16 protein-coding genes are annotated in these 15,496 nt (G+C 73.2%); 6 read left to right on the plus strand and 10 right to left on the minus strand.

Going from position 1 to position 15,496, the window contains the following annotated elements; genetic code table 11:
• Nucleotides 1-91 precede the first annotated feature (91 nt).
• From ACFY2K_RS20125 to nth, 3 genes are read right to left on the minus strand one after another with little or no spacing between them, the layout of a single operon-like run.
• The gene (locus tag ACFY2K_RS20125) at nt 92-1,276 is read right to left on the minus strand and encodes a MarP family serine protease (protein ID WP_375887619.1); all 1,185 of its coding nucleotides are present in this window, start codon (nt 1,274-1,276) and stop codon (nt 92-94) included.
• A 46-nt stretch (nt 1,277-1,322) separates the two neighbouring features.
• Nucleotides 1,323-2,057, minus strand: a complete 735-nt coding sequence (locus tag ACFY2K_RS20130) for an NUDIX hydrolase (protein WP_375887621.1) — start codon at nt 2,055-2,057, stop codon at nt 1,323-1,325.
• Nucleotides 2,054-2,998, minus strand: a complete 945-nt coding sequence (nth, locus tag ACFY2K_RS20135; protein WP_387712910.1) for an endonuclease III — start codon at nt 2,996-2,998, stop codon at nt 2,054-2,056. Before nth ends, ACFY2K_RS20130 begins: the two co-directional genes overlap by 4 nt.
• A gap of 210 nt (nt 2,999-3,208) precedes the next feature.
• On the opposite strand from nth, the gene ACFY2K_RS20140 reads away from it, so the two are divergent.
• Nucleotides 3,209-3,835 carry an RraA family protein gene (locus ACFY2K_RS20140; protein WP_380527162.1) on the plus strand — a complete coding sequence of 209 codons (627 nt, stop codon included), beginning with the start codon at nt 3,209-3,211 and terminating at the stop codon, nt 3,833-3,835.
• A 77-nt stretch (nt 3,836-3,912) separates the two neighbouring features.
• Here the strand turns inward: ACFY2K_RS20140 and ACFY2K_RS20145 are convergent, their stop codons facing one another.
• Complete coding sequence (locus ACFY2K_RS20145) at nt 3,913-4,731, minus strand: isocitrate lyase/phosphoenolpyruvate mutase family protein (RefSeq protein WP_380527164.1); 819 nt, start codon at nt 4,729-4,731, stop codon at nt 3,913-3,915.
• Nucleotides 4,732-4,843: 112 nt separating this feature from the next.
• Between ACFY2K_RS20145 and ACFY2K_RS20150 the strand changes: the two genes are divergently transcribed.
• Both ACFY2K_RS20150 and ACFY2K_RS20155 read left to right on the plus strand, forming a co-directional pair.
• Entirely contained in the window at nt 4,844-5,881 is a 1,038-nt protein-coding gene (locus ACFY2K_RS20150; protein WP_380527166.1) for a DUF5937 family protein, read from the plus strand.
• A gap of 152 nt (nt 5,882-6,033) precedes the next feature.
• Entirely contained in the window at nt 6,034-6,708 is a 675-nt protein-coding gene (locus ACFY2K_RS20155) for a Crp/Fnr family transcriptional regulator (RefSeq protein WP_030288117.1), read from the plus strand.
• A gap of 124 nt (nt 6,709-6,832) precedes the next feature.
• Here ACFY2K_RS20155 and ACFY2K_RS20160 read toward each other — a convergent pair whose 3' ends face one another.
• From ACFY2K_RS20160 to ACFY2K_RS20180, 5 genes are all read right to left on the minus strand, one after another.
• A complete protein-coding gene (locus tag ACFY2K_RS20160; protein ID WP_375887634.1) occupies nt 6,833-7,666 on the minus strand; it encodes an MBL fold metallo-hydrolase in 834 nt (277 codons plus the stop codon).
• A gap of 40 nt (nt 7,667-7,706) precedes the next feature.
• Nucleotides 7,707-7,880, minus strand: coding sequence for a hypothetical protein (locus tag ACFY2K_RS20165; protein ID WP_375887636.1), 174 nt, complete (start codon nt 7,878-7,880; stop codon nt 7,707-7,709).
• A 144-nt stretch (nt 7,881-8,024) separates the two neighbouring features.
• Nucleotides 8,025-8,894, minus strand: coding sequence for an NUDIX hydrolase (locus ACFY2K_RS20170; RefSeq protein WP_380527169.1), 870 nt, complete (start codon nt 8,892-8,894; stop codon nt 8,025-8,027).
• A gap of 69 nt (nt 8,895-8,963) precedes the next feature.
• Nucleotides 8,964-9,431, minus strand: a complete 468-nt coding sequence (locus ACFY2K_RS20175; RefSeq protein ID WP_360227042.1) for a RidA family protein — start codon at nt 9,429-9,431, stop codon at nt 8,964-8,966.
• Nucleotides 9,428-9,586, minus strand: coding sequence for a DUF4177 domain-containing protein (locus tag ACFY2K_RS20180; RefSeq protein WP_094743074.1), 159 nt, complete (start codon nt 9,584-9,586; stop codon nt 9,428-9,430). Before ACFY2K_RS20180 ends, ACFY2K_RS20175 begins: the two co-directional genes overlap by 4 nt.
• Before the next feature lie 350 nt (nt 9,587-9,936).
• Between ACFY2K_RS20180 and ACFY2K_RS20185 the strand changes: the two genes are divergently transcribed.
• Together ACFY2K_RS20185 and ACFY2K_RS20190 are read left to right on the plus strand one after the other, a co-directional pair.
• Nucleotides 9,937-11,010 (plus strand): ArsA-related P-loop ATPase, encoded by a 1,074-nt coding sequence (locus ACFY2K_RS20185; RefSeq protein WP_380588266.1) that lies wholly within the window; start codon nt 9,937-9,939, stop codon nt 11,008-11,010.
• Nucleotides 11,007-12,248 carry an ArsA family ATPase gene (locus ACFY2K_RS20190; protein ID WP_380588263.1) on the plus strand — a complete coding sequence of 414 codons (1,242 nt, stop codon included), beginning with the start codon at nt 11,007-11,009 and terminating at the stop codon, nt 12,246-12,248. The genes ACFY2K_RS20185 and ACFY2K_RS20190 overlap by 4 nt, the downstream gene beginning before the upstream one ends.
• Nucleotides 12,249-12,406: 158 nt before the next feature.
• Here the strand turns inward: ACFY2K_RS20190 and ACFY2K_RS20195 are convergent, their stop codons facing one another.
• Complete coding sequence (locus ACFY2K_RS20195) at nt 12,407-12,730, minus strand: WhiB family transcriptional regulator (protein WP_033333275.1); 324 nt, start codon at nt 12,728-12,730, stop codon at nt 12,407-12,409.
• A 504-nt stretch (nt 12,731-13,234) separates the two neighbouring features.
• Here ACFY2K_RS20195 and ACFY2K_RS20200 point away from each other — a divergent pair.
• Nucleotides 13,235-15,490, plus strand: coding sequence for a transglycosylase domain-containing protein (locus ACFY2K_RS20200; RefSeq protein ID WP_380527174.1), 2,256 nt, complete (start codon nt 13,235-13,237; stop codon nt 15,488-15,490).
• The last annotated feature ends 6 nt before the right edge of the window (nt 15,491-15,496 follow it).

A 15,496-nucleotide genomic window follows, 5' to 3' on the forward strand; every position in this document is an offset into this window, starting at 1 on the left:
CGGGCCCGGCCGCTACGGGATCCTGGAACCGAGTCCGTGCCGCGCCAGTGAAAGCCGGACAGTTGGGGGGATTCCCCTACCGAACACCCTCTCAGAGCGCGCAGCCCTGGGTGTCCACCCGGCCGCTCGCGGTGCTGCCCGCCGTCGCGTCCTCGCGCACCTCGGCCGAGGTCAGCACGTACCCGGTGTCGGCGCTGTCCAGGGACTTGGCGAAGACCACGCCGTACACCTGGCCGTCCGGGGTGAGCAGCGGGCCGCCGCTGTTGCCCTGGCGGACCAGCGAGCGCACCGAGTAGACGTCGCGCACCACCTGGCCGCGGTGGTAGATGTCCGGGCCGTTGGCCTGGATCCGGCCGCGGATGCGGGCGGGCTGGACGTTGAAGGCGCCGTTCTCGGGGAAGCCCGCGACGATCGCGCTGTCGTTGGTCCTCGCCTCGCCCGCGAAGGTCAGTGCGGGCGCGTTGAGCTTGGGCACGTCCAGGACGGCGATGTCGCGCTGCCAGTCGTAGCGGACCACCGTGGCGTCGTACAGCTGGCCGACGCCGCCGATCTGCACGGTCGGCTCGTCGACGCCGCCCACCACGTGGGCGTTGGTCATCACCCGGTGCGGGGCGAAGACGAAGCCGCTGCCCTCCAGGGTCTTGCCGCAGGAGGTCGCGGTGCCGACCACCTTGACCAGGCTCTGCCGCGCCCGGGCCACCGCCGGGCTGTTGGCCAGCGCCGGGTCCGGAGTGTCGACCTGGGTGATCGGCTCGTGCTCGAAGGGGTTGAAGACCTGCGGGAAGCCGTTGCGGGCGAGCACCTTGGAGAAGTCGGAGAACCAGTTCGGCGCGTCACCCGGCAGCGCCTCCTGGACGCCGCTGAGGATCGCCGAGGAGCGGACCTGCTTGGAGACCGTCGGCAGGGACGTGCCGGCCAGCGCGGAGCCGATCAGCCAGGCGACCAGCAGCATCGAGATCACGTTGACCACCGCGCCGCCGGACGCGTCCAGCACCCGGGCCGGACGGCGGTCGATGTGGCCGCGCAGCTTCCAGCCGTAGTGCGCGGTGACCGCCTGGCCGATCGCGGCGCAGACGATCACCACCACCACGGCCACCACCGAGGCCGTGGTGCCGGGGCTGAGGTGGTCGAGCAGCAGCGGCAGCAGCTGGACGGCCAGCAGGCCGCCGCCGAGGAAGCCGACCAGCGACAGGACGCCCACCACGAAGCCCTGCCGGTAGCCCGAAATGGCGAATCCGACGGCGGCGAGGACCAGCAGCACATCCAGCACGTTCACTCCGACACCCTCCCACGCTTCGCGACCGTGCCGCGCCGACGGTCCGTCACGAGCCGTCGGCGCCGCCGCCCGGCAGGACCCGGGAGTGCTCGAGGTCGCCCTGGACGAGCGCCAGGGCGTCGTCCGAGAGGTCGACGACCCGGGACGGGTCCCACGGCCGCTCCAGCCCGCTGTGGTGCAGCACCCGGTCGATCACCCCGGCGGTGAACCCCCAGACCAGCCGCCCGGCCACCGCGAAGGCCGGCCCGACGTGCCCGGACGGGTGCCGCAGCCGGACCCGGTTCGCCGGGTCGGCGAGGTCGGCGATCGTCACCCGGAACACCGCGCCGGTCTCGCCCCGGTCCACCGGCCGCACCGGCGACTCCTCACGCCACCAGCCCAGCACCGGCGTGACCACGAAGCGGCTCACCGGGATGTACAGCCGGGGCAGCGCGGCGAAGACCTGCACCCCGGCCGGGTCCAGGCCGGTCTCCTCCCAGGCCTCGCGCAGCGCCGCCGCGATCGGGCCGGAGCCGTCCGGGTCGCCGTCCTCCGGGTCCAGCGCGCCGCCCGGGAAGGACGGCTGGCCGGCGTGCGAGCGCAGCGAGCGGGCCCGCTCGATCAGCAGCAGGTCCGGCCCGTCGGGGCCCTCGCCGAACAGCATCAGCACCGCCGCCGCCCGACCGCCCTCGCTCGGCGGCAGGAAGCGGCTCAGCTGCTCCGGCAGCACCCGCTCGGCCGCGTCCCGGACCGGCTCCAGCCAGCCCGGCAGGTCGTTCCGCTCGACAACACCCTCGGTCACGCTTCCACCCCCTGGTCCGCGACCCGCCCCTGGTGGGCGGTCGCGTCGGCGCGGGCGGCAGCCTCGCCGGGGAAGTCCGACGGCGGCCTGAGCCGCTGGCCGGGCTGGCCGCCCATCTCGTACTTGAGCAGCTTGCGGGCCTTCTCCGGATCCAGCTCGCCCTCCCCGTACGCGGGGCAGAGCGGCGCGATCGGGCAGGCCCCGCAGGCGGGCTTCTGGGAGTGGCAGATCCGCCGGCCGTGGAAGACCACGCGGTGCGACAGCATCGTCCACTCCGACTTCGGGAAGATCTCGGCGACGGCCAGCTCGACCTTCACCGGGTCGTCCTCGGTGGTCCAGCCGAACCGGCGGGCCAGCCGCCCGAAGTGGGTGTCCACAGTGATCCCGGGGACTCCGAAGGCGTTGCCGAGCACCACGTTGGCGGTCTTGCGACCGACCCCGGGCAGGGTCACCAGGTCGGCCAGCCGGCCCGGGACCTCACCGCCGAACTCGTCGCGCAGCGCGGTCGAGAGGCCGATCAGCGACTTCGCCTTGTTCCGGAAGAAACCGGTCGGGCGGATGATCTCCTCCAGCTCCTCCGGGTTCGCCGCCGCCATGTCCTCGGGCGTCGGGTACTTCGCGAACAGCGCCGGGGTGGTCTGGTTCACCCGCAGGTCGGTGGTCTGCGCCGACAGCACGGTGGCCACCAGCAGCTGGAACGGGTTCTCGAAGTCCAGCTCCGGGTGGGCGTACGGGTACAGCTCCGCCAGCTCGCGGTTGATCCGCCGGGCCCGCCGCACCATCGCCAGGTGCGACTCGGGCTTCCTCGGCTTCACCGCCGTCTTCGCGGCCGCCGTCTTCTTCGCGGCCGTCTTCTCGGCCACCGTCTTCTTCGCGGCCGTCTTCGCAGCGGGCTCCGCGGCCGGCTTGGTCGCGGTCTTCCGGGCCTTGCTCTCTGCCATGCACGAAGGCTACGCCGAGCGGCGGACCGCTTGGGGCGGATCAAGGAGGAAGAGCGGACGGCCGTGCTCCGGGTCGGCCGAGGAGGTGGCGGGCGGGTGCCGGCGCGTACGGGCGCGGACGGGCGCCAGGGTTCCGGTGCTCCGTCGACCGGCCCGTTCTAGTCTTCCGATCGTCCGACCACCGAGGGAACGATCGAGGAAAGAGGAAGCATGGACGGGGACTTCAAGGACTTCGCGGACATTCCCACCACCACCCTGGCCGACGTCCTGGGCCGCGCCCGGGTCATGGACATCGGACTGCGTCCGCTGTGGGCGGGCATGCCCCGGGTGGCCGGACCGGCCTTCACCGTGCAGTGCCCGCCCGGCGACAACCTGATGCTGCACGCCGCGATCTACCGGGCCGAGCCCGGCGCGGTGATCGTGGTGGAGTCCGGCGACCTGGACTACGCGCTGGCCGGCGGCAACGTCTGCGCGGTGGCCCAGCGCCGGGGCGTCGCCGCCTTCGTGGCCGACGGCCTGATCCGGGATCTCGCCGAGGTCCGCGACCTGGGCTTCCCGGTGGTCGCCCGGGGCGTCATCCCGATCCCCGGCGCCAAGAAGCAGCTGGGCGCCCACGGCGTCCCGGTGCGCTGCGGCGGCGTGCTGGTGGCTCCCGGCGACATCGTGGTGGCCGACGAGGAGGGCGTCGTGGCGGTGCCCGCCGCCGAGCGGACGGCGGTCCTGGAGGCGGCCCGGGCCAAGCTGGCCAAGGAGGCCGCCGAGACCCTGGACGACTGGGAGGCCGCCCACCGCGCCCGGATCGAGCAGAGCCTGGCCGGGCTGGGCTTCACGGGCTGAGCTCTCACAGAGCCTGTAGGCCGGTACGGGCTGTACGGCCCGTACGGCCCGTACGGCCCGTACCGACCGGTAGCGGGTCAGTAGAGCCCGTTCAGCTCCCCGAAGCCGAGCGCCCCGTCGAGCTCCGCCAGCGTCCCGGCGCCGAGCAGCTCGACGGCGGCCCGGTGGGCCACCGTGTACGCGGCCTGGGCGAGGCCGGTGCCGACGCTGATCCGCCGTACCCCGGTGGCGGCCAGCTCGGCGACGGCCGGCCCGCCCGGCCCGGCCATCGCGTTCACCGGCAGCGGGGAGCGCCGGCACAGCTCGGTGAGGGTGTCGAGGTCCAGCAGCCCGGGGACGAACAGGCCGTCGGCGCCCGCCTGCGCGTAGGCCTCGGCCCGGTCCAGGACGTCGTCGAGCCCGCCCAGTCCGAACAGGAAGACGTCGGTCCGGGCGTTGACCAGCAGCTCGGGCAGTCCGGCCGCCGCGGCCGCCGTCCGGGCCGCGCGCAGCCGCTCGGCCTGCTCGGCCACCGGGAACAGCGGCCCGCCGACGGCCGTCGAGTCCTCCAGGTTGACCCCGGCCGCGCCGGCGCCGACCAGTTCGGTGACGGTCGCGGCCACGTCGGCGGGCAGCGGCCCGTAGCCGCCCTCGGCATCGACGGTGACCGGCAGGTCCACCGCGGCGACGACCCGGCGGGCCGCCGCGACCGCTGCCGCCCGGTCCATCCGCTGGCCGTCGCCGTGTCCGAGCGACCAGGAGACGCCGCCGCTGGTGGTGGCGATGGCCCGGGCGCCGGCCGAGGCGATCACCGCGGCGCTGCCCGCGTCCCAGGCGTTGGGCAGGACGAGCACGCCCTCCGCGAGGAGTTCGCGCAGCCGCAGCGCCCGCTCGCGGGCCTCGGGGATGGTGGACATGGTGGTCACCGGCTTTCGTACGGATCGGTGGGAACACAGGCATCCTGCGCCCCGCTCCGGGCCCGCCACCAGTGATTAAGCTGGGGCCGAATCTTCCGAAGGGAGCCACGGCGTGCGGACGGAACTCCACTTCTCCACCCAGGACTTGGCGCTGACCCGGTTCGCGGTCAGCCCGATGCAGGAGGTGGTGACCAGCCTGCGCGCCCTGGCCCGCTCCCCCGTCCCCGCGCTGCACCGCCGCTGGGCCGGCCAGGTGCGCGGACGGCTGGTCGCCGCCGGACTCGACCGGGGACGACTGGCCGCGATGGTCCCGCCCGAGGGCCACCTGCCCGACTTCCTCAACCCCGCCCCGGCGGGTTGCTCGACCACCCTCGCCGAGGAGCTGGCCGCGATCACCGCGACCGGCGCCGGGCAGGTCCGCGCCGACCTCGACATCCTGGCCGCCGAGGCCGGCGGCAGGCTGCCCGCCGGCCTGGAACCGCTGCACCGCGACCCGGCGGGCCAGCTGCCCCGGCTGGCCGCCGAGATCGAGGCGTACTGGGAGCTGGCGCTCGCCCCGTACTGGGCCCGGATCAGCGCGCTGCTGGCCGCGGACGTCTTCCACCGCTCCCGGCAGGCCGCCGAGCACGGCAGCGCGCGGATGCTGGACGACCTGCACGGGACGGTCCGCTGGGACGGCACCGCACTGCGGCTGGAGGACCGCCACTGCGCGGTGAACCGGCTGAACGCCGCGGCCGGACTGCTGCTGGTCCCCTCGGCCTTCGCCTGGCCGCGGGTGCTCACCCGGGTGCTGCCGCCGGACCCGCCGCAGCTGGTCTACCCGGCGCGCGGCACGGCCGCGCTCTGGGAGGAGCGCCCGGGCTCGGCCGCGCGCACCGACGCGCTGGCCGCCGTCCTCGGCCGCTCCCGGGCCCGGCTGCTGGCCGAACTGGACTCCCCGGCCTCGACCACCGAGCTGGCCCGCCGGACCGGGCTGTCCCCGGCCGCCGTCTCCCAGCACCTCACCGCCCTGCGTACGGCCGGCCTGACCAGCGCCCACCGGGCCGGGCACGCCGTCCTCTCCGCCCGCACCGCCGTGGGCGACTCCCTCTTCGATCAGGACGGTCGGGAAGGCGACCGGACGGCCGCCGCCGGGCGCCCCGCCCCGTGACCCGCCGGTACGAATGGCCCCGCACGGCACACCCGGACACACCCCCTCCTCATATGATCGGAGCGACATGCGCCATGCTTGGTGATGCAGAACACTGAACGGAACTTGCGCCGGACGGCCCACCCGCCGGACGGCCGAGAAGGAGGAAGCACGTGGACGACGTTCTGCGGCGCGCCGCACTCTTCGCGGCACTCGACGACGAACAGGCCGGCGAGCTGCGCGCTTCCATGACCGAGGTCACCCTCGCCCGTGGTGAGTCGCTGTTCCACGAGGGCGACCCGGGCGACCGGCTGTACGTCGTCGCCGAGGGCAAGGTCAAGCTGCACCGTGCCTCGCCGGACGGCCGCGAGAACATGCTGGCCGTGCTCGGCCCCAGCGAGATGATCGGCGAGCTGTCGCTGTTCGACCCGGGCCCGCGCACCGCCACCGCCAGCGCGCTGACCGAGGTCAAGCTGCTCGGCCTCGGCCACGGCGACCTGCAGCCCTGGCTGCACGCCCGCCCCGAGGTCTCCATCGCGCTGCTGCGGGCCATCGCCCGCCGACTGCGCCGCACCAACGACGTGATGTCCGACCTGGTCTTCTCCGACGTGCCCGGGCGTGTCGCCAAGGCCCTGCTGGACCTCTCCCGCCGCTTCGGCGTGCAGTCCGAGGAGGGCATCCACGTCGCCCACGACCTCACCCAGGAGGAGCTGGCCCAGCTGGTCGGCGCCTCCCGCGAGACGGTCAACAAGGCGCTCGCCGACTTCGCCGGCCGCGGCTGGTTGAAGCTGGAGGCACGCGCGGTGGTCCTGCTGGACGTCGAGCGGCTGTCGCGCCGCTCGCGCTGACGCTCCGAGCACCGCGAAGGGCCCGTCCGAGCCGGACGGGCCCTTCGGCGTTCCCCGACCGGTCCGGGACCGGTCCGGGGCCGGTCCGGGGCCGGTCCGGGGCCGGTGAGGTCCCGGACCGGGGTCAGCCCTGGTCCGGGATCAGCCCGTGGTCCTCCAGGTACTCCAGCTGGGCCCGCACCGACAGCTCGGCGGCCGGCCAGAGCGCCCGGTCCACGTCCGCGTAGACCCGGGCGACCACCTCGGCGGCCGTCCGGCAGCCCGCCTCGACCGCGGTCTCCACCTGGGCGAGCCGGGTGGCCCGGTGCGCCAGGTAGTAGTCGACCGCGCCCAGCGCGTCCGCGAGCACCGGACCGTGGCCGGGCAGCACCGTCCGCACGCCGTGCGCGGAGGCCATCGTGTGCAGGTGGCGCAGCGAGTCCAGGTAGTCCCCGAGCCGTCCGTCCGGGTGGGCGACCATCGTGGTGCCGCGGCCGAGCACGGTGTCCCCGGTGAGGACCGCGCCGTCGTCCGGCAGGTGGAAGGTCAGCGAGTCCGAGGTGTGGCCGGGGGTGGCGACCACCCGCAGGTCGAGGCCGCCGACGTCCAGCCGCTGGCCGCCGACCAGGCCCTCGGAGCCCAGCCGGTGCGCCGGGTCCAGGGCCCGCACCTCGGTGCCGGTCAGCTCGGCGAACCGGGCCGCGCCCTCGGAGTGGTCGGCGTGGCCGTGGGTCAGCAGGGTGAGCGCGATCCGCTTGCCGCGCTCCTCGGCGAGGTCGAGCACCCGGCGCAGGTGGCCCTCGTGCAGCGGGCCGGGGTCGATCACCACCGCGAGGTCCGAACCGGGTTCGGAGAGCAGCCAGGTGTTGGTGCCGTCCAGGGTCATCGGCGACGGGTTCGGCGCCAGCACGCACAGCGCCCGGGCGGTGGCCTCCCCGCCCACCACCGCGGCGGGGTCGCCCGGCAGGACTCCGCTCATGCCGCCACGCGCCCCTCGACGATCCGCCCGCTCCGCCCGCTCACCGGTTGCCCTCCAGGCCGCGGTGCAGGGCCCGCAGCGGCAGGGCCCGGACGAGGGCGCGCTGGGCGACCTCGACGAACGGGACCGGACCGTCACAGGCCGCGGAACGGGGGATCACTCGGCGGGCGGGCAGCTCGGGGGCCGTCCGGCGAGCCACATCGTCGTGGTCCATCGGTCGTCGGTCCTTTCCGGTCGGCATCTCTCGAAGTCGTCGTGCAACGGTTCGTACCAGGGGTCGTACGAGGGCCGTACGAGGGGTTCGTACAACGGTTGGTACGAGGGGGTCCGTACGGAGGGGTCCTCGTACGGAGGGGGGTCAGGATTCCTCGGCGGGGAACTCCCCGTCGATGGTCAGTTCGTCGTACCCGGGCCAGCGGACCGTCATCCGGTCGCCGCGGACCTCGGCCCGGCCCAGCACCGGCTCCAGCACCCGGTCGGCGGCCGCGTCCAGTGCCTCGGCGGCGGTCCGCACCGACGACAGCTCCCGCAGCACCGTGACCGTCGGCGGCAGCATGCCGAACCGGCCCTCCCGGTGCCCCCGGACCGCCTCGGCGGGCGTCAGCCAGGCGACCCGGTCGGCCTCGCCGACCTCCAGCGCCGCGCGCTGCCCGGCCGGCAGGGCGGCGACGAAGAACCAGGTGTCGTAGCGCCGCTCCTCGAACTCCGGGGTGATCCAGCGGGCCCAGCCGCCCAGCAGGTCACTGCGCAGCACCAGGCCGTGGTCCCGCAGGAACTCGGCGAAGGACAGCTCGTGCGCCTCCAGCGCGGCCCGCTCCGCGGACCAGTCGCGCGGCGCGGCGACGCTCTCCGGGTCCGGTCCGGCCAACAGCACGCCGGCCTCCTCGAAGGTCTCGCGCACCGCCGCGCAGACCACCGCCCGCGCCGTCCGGGCGTCCACCCCGAGCCGCTGCGCCCACTCCTCGGGCGAGGGCCCGGCCCAGCCGGTCTCGACCTCGGCGTCCCGCGGGTCCACCCCGCCGCCCGGGTAGGCGTACATCCCGGCCGCGAAGGCCATCGAGGTGCGGCGGCGCAGCAGGTAGGCCTCCGGCCCGTCGGCGGCGTCGCGCAGCAGCACGACCGTCGCGGCGGGTCTGGCCACCGCCGGGGTGAGCAGGCCGGAGTCGACCGCCCGGATCCGGGCAGGCCAGCCGGGCGGCATCGGGAGCGTCGTTGCTCGATGGTCCATGCCCGGATGCTAAGCGCACGAAGGCGGGGTTGGACAGGCCCGACCCCGCCTTCGTGATCACGCTCGGGGTCAGGCGCTCTTGACGCGCACCTGGAGCTCGACCTCGACCGGGGCGTCCAGCGGCAGCACCGCGACGCCGACGGCGCTGCGGGCGTGCACACCGGCCTCGCCCAGCACGGTGCCGAGCAGCTCGCTGGCACCGTTGATCACGGCGGGCTGGCCGATGAAGTCGGGGGCGGAGGCGACGAAGCCGACCACCTTCACGACCTGCTCGATCAGGTCCAGGTCGCCGATCACCGACTTCACGGCGGCCAGGGCGTTCAGCGCGCAGGTCTGCGCGAGCTCCTTGGCCTCCTCCGGGGACACCTCGGCACCGACCTTGCCGGTGCTCACCAGCTTGCCGCCGACGACCGGCAGCTGGCCGGAGGTGAACACGAACTCACCGGACCGGACGGCCGGCACGTAGGCGGCGACCGGGGCGGCCACCGGCGGCAGGGTCAGGCCCAGCTCGGCGAGCTTCGACTCGACCTTGCTCATGCGTTCTTCTCCCGCTTGAAGTAGGCCACCAGCTGCTCCGGGTTCGGGCCGGGCACGACCTGGACCAGCTCCCAGCCGTCCTCGCCGAAGTTGTCCAGGATCTGCTTGGTGGCGTGCACCAGCAGGGGCGCCGTCATGTATTCCCACTTGGTCATGGCCAGACTCTAGACGAGGTGTCCCGGCGATCGCCGCCGCCCGGGCCGCCGTACGGGCCGCCGCACAGGCCGCCGCCTGGGCCGCCGTACGGGCCCTCGCCGACCGGCGTGTGAGGTGGAGCACAAAGGGGGCATGATTCAGTCCTGGCACCCCAGGTGCTCCGGGCATCGGGAGCGCTCCCTGGTTACCCTCGCGAGAGGGCGTCCTCGCGAGAGGGCACCCGCAGGGAGGGGCGTCCGTACGGAGCGGCACCCTCGTGGAGGGGCGCCCTCGTCCGCGAGCGGCCCCCTCGGCAGGGGCACCCCGCAGGAGGGGCGCCCGCAGGGACGGAGACGGACGGAGACGCAGCGTGGCACGCACCCCCGGCCAGGCGACCCGGCGCGACCCCGACTGGGAGGGGGTCCGGCTGCACGTGGTCAGCGGCAAGGGCGGCACCGGGAAGACCACGCTGGCCGCCGCGCTGGCGCTGGCCCTGGCCGCCGACGGCGGTCGGGTGCTGCTGATCGAGGTCGAGGGGCGGCAGGGCATCGCCGAGCTGTTCGGGATCGCCGCCCTCCCCTACGAGGAGCGCCGGATCGCCTCGGTCTCCCGCCCCCAACTGGGGCTGCCGGCCGGCGAGGGCGGGCCCGGCGAGGTGCTCGCACTGGCGATCGACACCGAGCTGGCGCTGCTCGAGTACCTGGAGATGTTCTACAAGCTCGGCCGGGCCGGCAAGGCGCTGCAGAAGGTCGGCTTCGTCGACTTCGCCACCACCATCGCCCCCGGCGTACGGGACGTGCTGCTCACCGGCAAGGCCTGCGAGGCGGCCCGCCGCAAGGGCCCGGACGGGCGGCGGCGCTACGACGCGGTGGTGATGGACGCCCCGCCGACCGGGCGGATCACCCGGTTCCTGAACGTCAACTCCGAGGTCGCCGGGCTGGCCCGGATCGGCCCGATACACACCCAGGCGCAGGCCGTGATGCGGGTGCTGCGGTCCCCGGAGACGGCGGTGCACCTGGTCACCCTGCTGGAGGAGATGCCGGTGCAGGAGACGGTCGACGGCTTCGCGGAACTGCGCGAGGCGAAGCTCCCGGTGGGCGGGGTGATGGTCAACATGGTCCGGCCCCCGCTGCTGGACGCGGCCGCGGTGGCCGCAGTGGACGGGGACCACCGCGAGGAGGTCGCGCTGGCGCTCGGCGAGGCCGGGCTGGGCGGGCGCTCGCGCAAGGCGGAGACGGTCCGGGCGGCGGTCGAGCCGCTGATCGACCCGCTGCTGGAGCAGGCCAGGGAGCACGCCGAACGGGTCGAACTGGAGCGGGCGCAACGGGCCGACCTGCAGCAACTGCGGCTCCCGACGTACGAACTCCCCTTGCTGGGCGAGGGCGTGGACCTCGGCGGGCTGTACCGGCTGGCGGGCGAACTCAAGCGGCAGGGGGCGGCGTGACTCCGGCGAACGGCGGCAGCGGTGGCGGCAGCGAGGGCCGGGGTGGTGGTGGCGTCGGCCGGGGTGGTGGTGGCGTCGGCCGGGGTGGCAACGGCGGGAACCGGCTCGCGGTGGACGAGCTGATCGACGACCCGAAGACCCGGATCATCGTCTGCTGCGGCTCCGGCGGCGTCGGCAAGACCACCACCGCCGCGGCGATCGGCCTGCGGGCCGCCGAGCGCGGCCGCAAGGTCGTGGTGCTGACCATCGACCCGGCCCGGCGGCTGGCCCAGTCCATGGGTCTGACCGAGCTGGACAACACCCCCCGGGTGGTCAAGGGGGTGGCCGGGGACGGCCGGCTCCACGCCATGATGCTCGACATGAAGCGGACCTTCGACGAGGTCGTGCTGGCCCACGCCGAGCCCGAACGGGCCAAGGCGATCATGGAGAACCCGTTCTACCAGTCCCTGTCGGCCGGTTTCGCGGGCACGCAGGAGTACATGGCGATGGAGAAACTCGGGCAGCTGCGCGCCGCCGAGGAGTGGGACCTCATCGTCGTGGACACCCCGCCGTCCCGCTCGGCACTGGACTTCCTGGACGCCCCCAACCGGCTCGGGTCCTTCCTGGACGGCCGGGTGATCCGGATCCTGACCGCGCCCGCCAAGGTCGGCGGCCGCAGCGCGATGCGCTTCCTCAACGCCGGGATGGGCCTACTCACCGGCACCCTGGGCAAGATCTTCGGCGCCCAGCTGCTCACCGACGTACAGACCTTCGTCAGCGCGATGGACTCGATGTTCGGCGGCTTCCGCGAGCGCGCCGACCGCACCTACCAGCTGTTGAAGGCGCCGGGCACGGCGTTCCTGGTGGTGGCGGCGCCGGAGCGGGACGCGCTGCGCGAGGCGGCGTACTTCGTGGACCGGCTCGCCGCGGACCGGATGCCGCTGGCCGGACTGGTGCTCAACCGGGTGCACAGCACGGGCGCGCCGCAGCTCACCGCGGAGCGGGCGCTGGCGGCGGCCGAGGCCCTGGAGGAGAACGGCTCGGAGCACTCCTCGCCAGAGGCGGAGCTGCTGGCGGCCGGACTGCTGCGGCTGCACGCCGAGCGGATGCAGATCATGGGGCGCGAGCGGCGGACCCGGGACCGGTTCGTCTCGGTGTACCCGGACGTGCCGATCGTGGAGGTGGCCGCGCTGCCGGGTGACGTCCACGACCTGGACGGGCTGCGGGCCATCGGGGGCCGGCTCAGCGGCGCGGCGTAGTCCGGGCCGGGGCCGGTGGGGGCCGGCTGGTGGCGCGACGCAGTCCGGGCGCGGCGCAGTCCGGGCCGGGTAGGGGTCGGTCCGAGTGGTCCGGGCACTCCGGCCGGGTGGTCCGGGCCGGAACGGGGGGAGCCCCGGACCGCGAGGTGCGGCCCGGGTCAGCCCGCCTGGGCGTAGTCCGTCAGTATCACGCCGGTCGCGAGGGACTCCTCGTACTCGGTGCGGGCGGTCTCCAGCAGCCTCCGCCACGACATGACCGTCGGGCGGCGGCGCAGCAGCGCCCGGCGCTCGCGTTCCGTCATCCCGCCCCACACCCCGAACTCCACCCGGTTGTCCAGCGCGTCCGCGAGGCACTCCGTCCGGACGGGGCACCCACTGCACACCGCCTTCGCCCGGTTCTGTGCCGCCCCCTGGACGAACAGTTCGTCCGGATCACTCGTGCGGCAGGCGGCCTGCGCACTCCAGTCGTCAACCCAGCCCATGCCGGCGCCGTCCTCTCCCGATGATTCGAGGCTCCCCCACGGCGGCAACGGCATATTCACCGTTGCCAGTTGAGGACGTTACGGAAGATGGACTGCTTGCAACAGCCCCTTCGGGCTCAATCTCGAATGACCCGATCGGACTATGGGTATCTGTCATCTCACTCGTTGGAGTGATCGCAGGTCGCGGCACTTGCGAGCCGTGAGGCCCCCACTCTCGCCACAGGCGCCGTCACGCAGCGCAACCGTTCACTCGAACACAACAGGCCACAGCTGCCTCAAAACCCGGACAAGGGTGAGCAATTCGGGCAAGTCTCCGCACTCACAAGAGTGAGCGATGTTGACGCACCGAAGCTGTCGCAAGCTTGTGACAAGCCTAGGCGAACACCTGCCCCGATGTACGGGAATCGGGGACGTAGGGTTCTCCCCATGGCACCGAAGCGCCCATCGGCACCCCAGCCCCCAGGCAATCCCGGAGCTCCGCGACGCAAGAGCGGCGGATCACCGATGGACCACGTCGGCAACGGCGTGAAGTTCCTGGGCGTCAGCGTGCTCTCCGGAGTCCTGCTGGCAGGCCTCGCCCTGCCTGCCGTCGGTGCCATGGGCCTGACCGCCAAGGACACGGCGGAGAGCTTCCAGAACATCCCCGACGACTTCAAGACCCCGCCGCTCACCCAGGCCACCCAGATCTTCGACGCCAAGGGCGGCCTGATCGCCAAGGTCTACGAGCGCGACCGCACCGTCCTCACCGCCGACCAGATGTCGCCCTTCATGCGGCACGCCCAGGTGGACATCGAGGACGCCCGCTTCTACGAGCACGGCGCCGTCGACCTCAAGGGCGTCCTGCGCGCCGTCGGCAAGAACGCGGAGAGCGGCACCGCCTCCCAGGGCGCCTCCACGCTGACCCAGCAGTACGTCAAGAACGTCAACGTGGAGAAGGCCGGCGACGACCAGGCGGCCGTCCTGGAGGCGCAGCGCAAGACCCTGGGCCGCAAGATCCAGGAGCTCAAGGTCGCGATCAAGCTGGAGGAGGACCTGACCAAGGATCAGATCCTCACCAACTACCTCAACATCACCTTCTACGGCCACCAGGCCTACGGGGTCGAGGCCGCGTCCCAGCGCTACTTCAGCAAGAGCAACAAGGACCTGACCGTCGCCGAGGCCGCCACCCTCGCCGGCGTGGTCCAGAACCCGTCGCAGTACGACCCGGTGCGCTACCCCGACAACACGGTGAAGCGCCGCAACGTCGTCATCGACAAGATGCTGGAGAACAAGCACATCACCCCCCAGCAGGCGGCCGAGGCGAAGGCCGCCCCGCTGGGTCTCAAGTACAAGGACCCGCAGAACGGCTGCATCACCGCCCAGGCGGGCATGGGCTTCTTCTGCGACTACGTGCGCCACGTGGTCAAGCAGGACCCGGCCTTCGGCAAGAACGCCGACGACCGCAAGAAGCTGTGGGACACCGGCGGCCTGAACATCTACACCACGCTGGACCCGGACAAGCAGGCCGCCGCCCAGAACGCCGTCACCAAGAAGGTCAACGTGACCGACCAGGTGTCGGCCGCGGCGACCATGATGGAGCCCGGCACCGGCAAGATCCTGGCGATGGCCCAGACCCGCCCGTACGGCCTGGACCCGAACAAGAACCAGACCGTCGTCAACCTCAACGTCGACGCCTCGATGGGCGGCGGCAACGGCTTCCAGACCGGTTCGACCTTCAAGCCGATCCTCGCCGCGGCGGCGCTGGAGGCGGGCATGTCGAACACCCAGTCGTTCCCGTCCGAGAACAAGATCGACTACCCCCAGATGTCGACCTGCAACAGCACCTGGAAGAACACCGACAAGCCCAAGGCCACGGTGAAGAACGAGTCGACCGGCGAGGTCGGCCCGTACGAGCTCAAGCAGGCCATGGCGCTCTCGGTCAACACGTACTTCGTGCAGATGGAGCAGCAGGTCGGCCTCTGCGCGATGAAGCAGATGGCCAACAAGCTGGGCATCACCCAGTCGGCGAAGGGCGACCAGTTCCAGGAGGTGCCCTCGATGGTCCTCGGCACCCTGGAGCTCTCCCCGCTGACCATGGCGAACGTCTACGCGACCTTCGCCGCCCGCGGCAAGTACTGCACCCCGATCGCGATCAACAAGATCACCACGGTGGACGGCAAGGACCTCAAGGTCCCGCAGTCCCAGTGCAGCCAGGCCTTCTCCGAGTCGACCGCGGACTCGCTCAACACCGTCCTGCTCAACGTGACCGAGAAGGGCACCGCGGCCGCCCTCGGCCTCGACGACGGCCGCAAGATCGCCGGCAAGACCGGTACCACCGACGAGAAGAAGGCCGCCTGGTTCGACGGCTACACCCCGTCGCTGGCCACCGCGGTCTGGCTCGGCGGCCCCGCCGGCGGCGTCAAGATGAAGAACATCAACATCGGCGGCAAGCACTTCGACGAGGTGTTCGGCGCCGACGGCCCCGGCCCGATCTGGCAGATGGCCATGAACCAGGCGCTCAAGGGCTCGCCGTTGGAGTCCATCCAGACCACCAACATCCCGGACCCCCAGCCGGCCACCCCGCCGGCGGGCGCCAGCCCGACGACCGACCCGAACGCCCAGCAGCCGGGCGCCCAGAACCCGCCGCCGCCCGCACCGGGCGGCGGGAACCCCGGCAACCCCGGTGGGGTGATAGGGGGAGGGTTCACCCTCCCGCCGGGCATGATCGGCGGGGGCGGTAACGGCAATGGCAACGGGAACGGCAACGGCGGCAGGCACTGACCGACC

The sequence above is a fragment of the Kitasatospora sp. NPDC001309 genome, assembly GCF_042896295.1.
Taxonomy (GTDB): Bacteria; Actinomycetota; Actinomycetes; order Streptomycetales; family Streptomycetaceae; genus Kitasatospora.

Excerpts from the sequence above, each read along its gene's own strand:
- ACFY2K_RS20195 (WP_033333275.1), bottom strand. The coding sequence starts at position 12,730 with ATGGGCTGGGTTGACGACTGGAGTGCGCAGGCCGCCTGCCGCACGAGT.
- ACFY2K_RS20200 (WP_380527174.1), top strand. The coding sequence starts at position 13,235 with ATGGACCACGTCGGCAACGGCGTGAAGTTCCTGGGCGTCAGCGTGCTC.
- ACFY2K_RS20180 (WP_094743074.1), bottom strand. The coding sequence starts at position 9,586 with ATGACCAAGTGGGAATACATGACGGCGCCCCTGCTGGTGCACGCCACC.
- nth (WP_387712910.1), bottom strand. The coding sequence starts at position 2,998 with ATGGCAGAGAGCAAGGCCCGGAAGACCGCGACCAAGCCGGCCGCGGAG.
- ACFY2K_RS20160 (WP_375887634.1), bottom strand. The coding sequence starts at position 7,666 with ATGAGCGGAGTCCTGCCGGGCGACCCCGCCGCGGTGGTGGGCGGGGAG.
- ACFY2K_RS20170 (WP_380527169.1), bottom strand. The coding sequence starts at position 8,894 with ATGGACCATCGAGCAACGACGCTCCCGATGCCGCCCGGCTGGCCTGCC.
- ACFY2K_RS20175 (WP_360227042.1), bottom strand. The coding sequence starts at position 9,431 with ATGAGCAAGGTCGAGTCGAAGCTCGCCGAGCTGGGCCTGACCCTGCCG.
- ACFY2K_RS20165 (WP_375887636.1), bottom strand. The coding sequence starts at position 7,880 with ATGGACCACGACGATGTGGCTCGCCGGACGGCCCCCGAGCTGCCCGCC.
- ACFY2K_RS20140 (WP_380527162.1), top strand. The coding sequence starts at position 3,209 with ATGGACGGGGACTTCAAGGACTTCGCGGACATTCCCACCACCACCCTG.
- ACFY2K_RS20145 (WP_380527164.1), bottom strand. The coding sequence starts at position 4,731 with ATGTCCACCATCCCCGAGGCCCGCGAGCGGGCGCTGCGGCTGCGCGAA.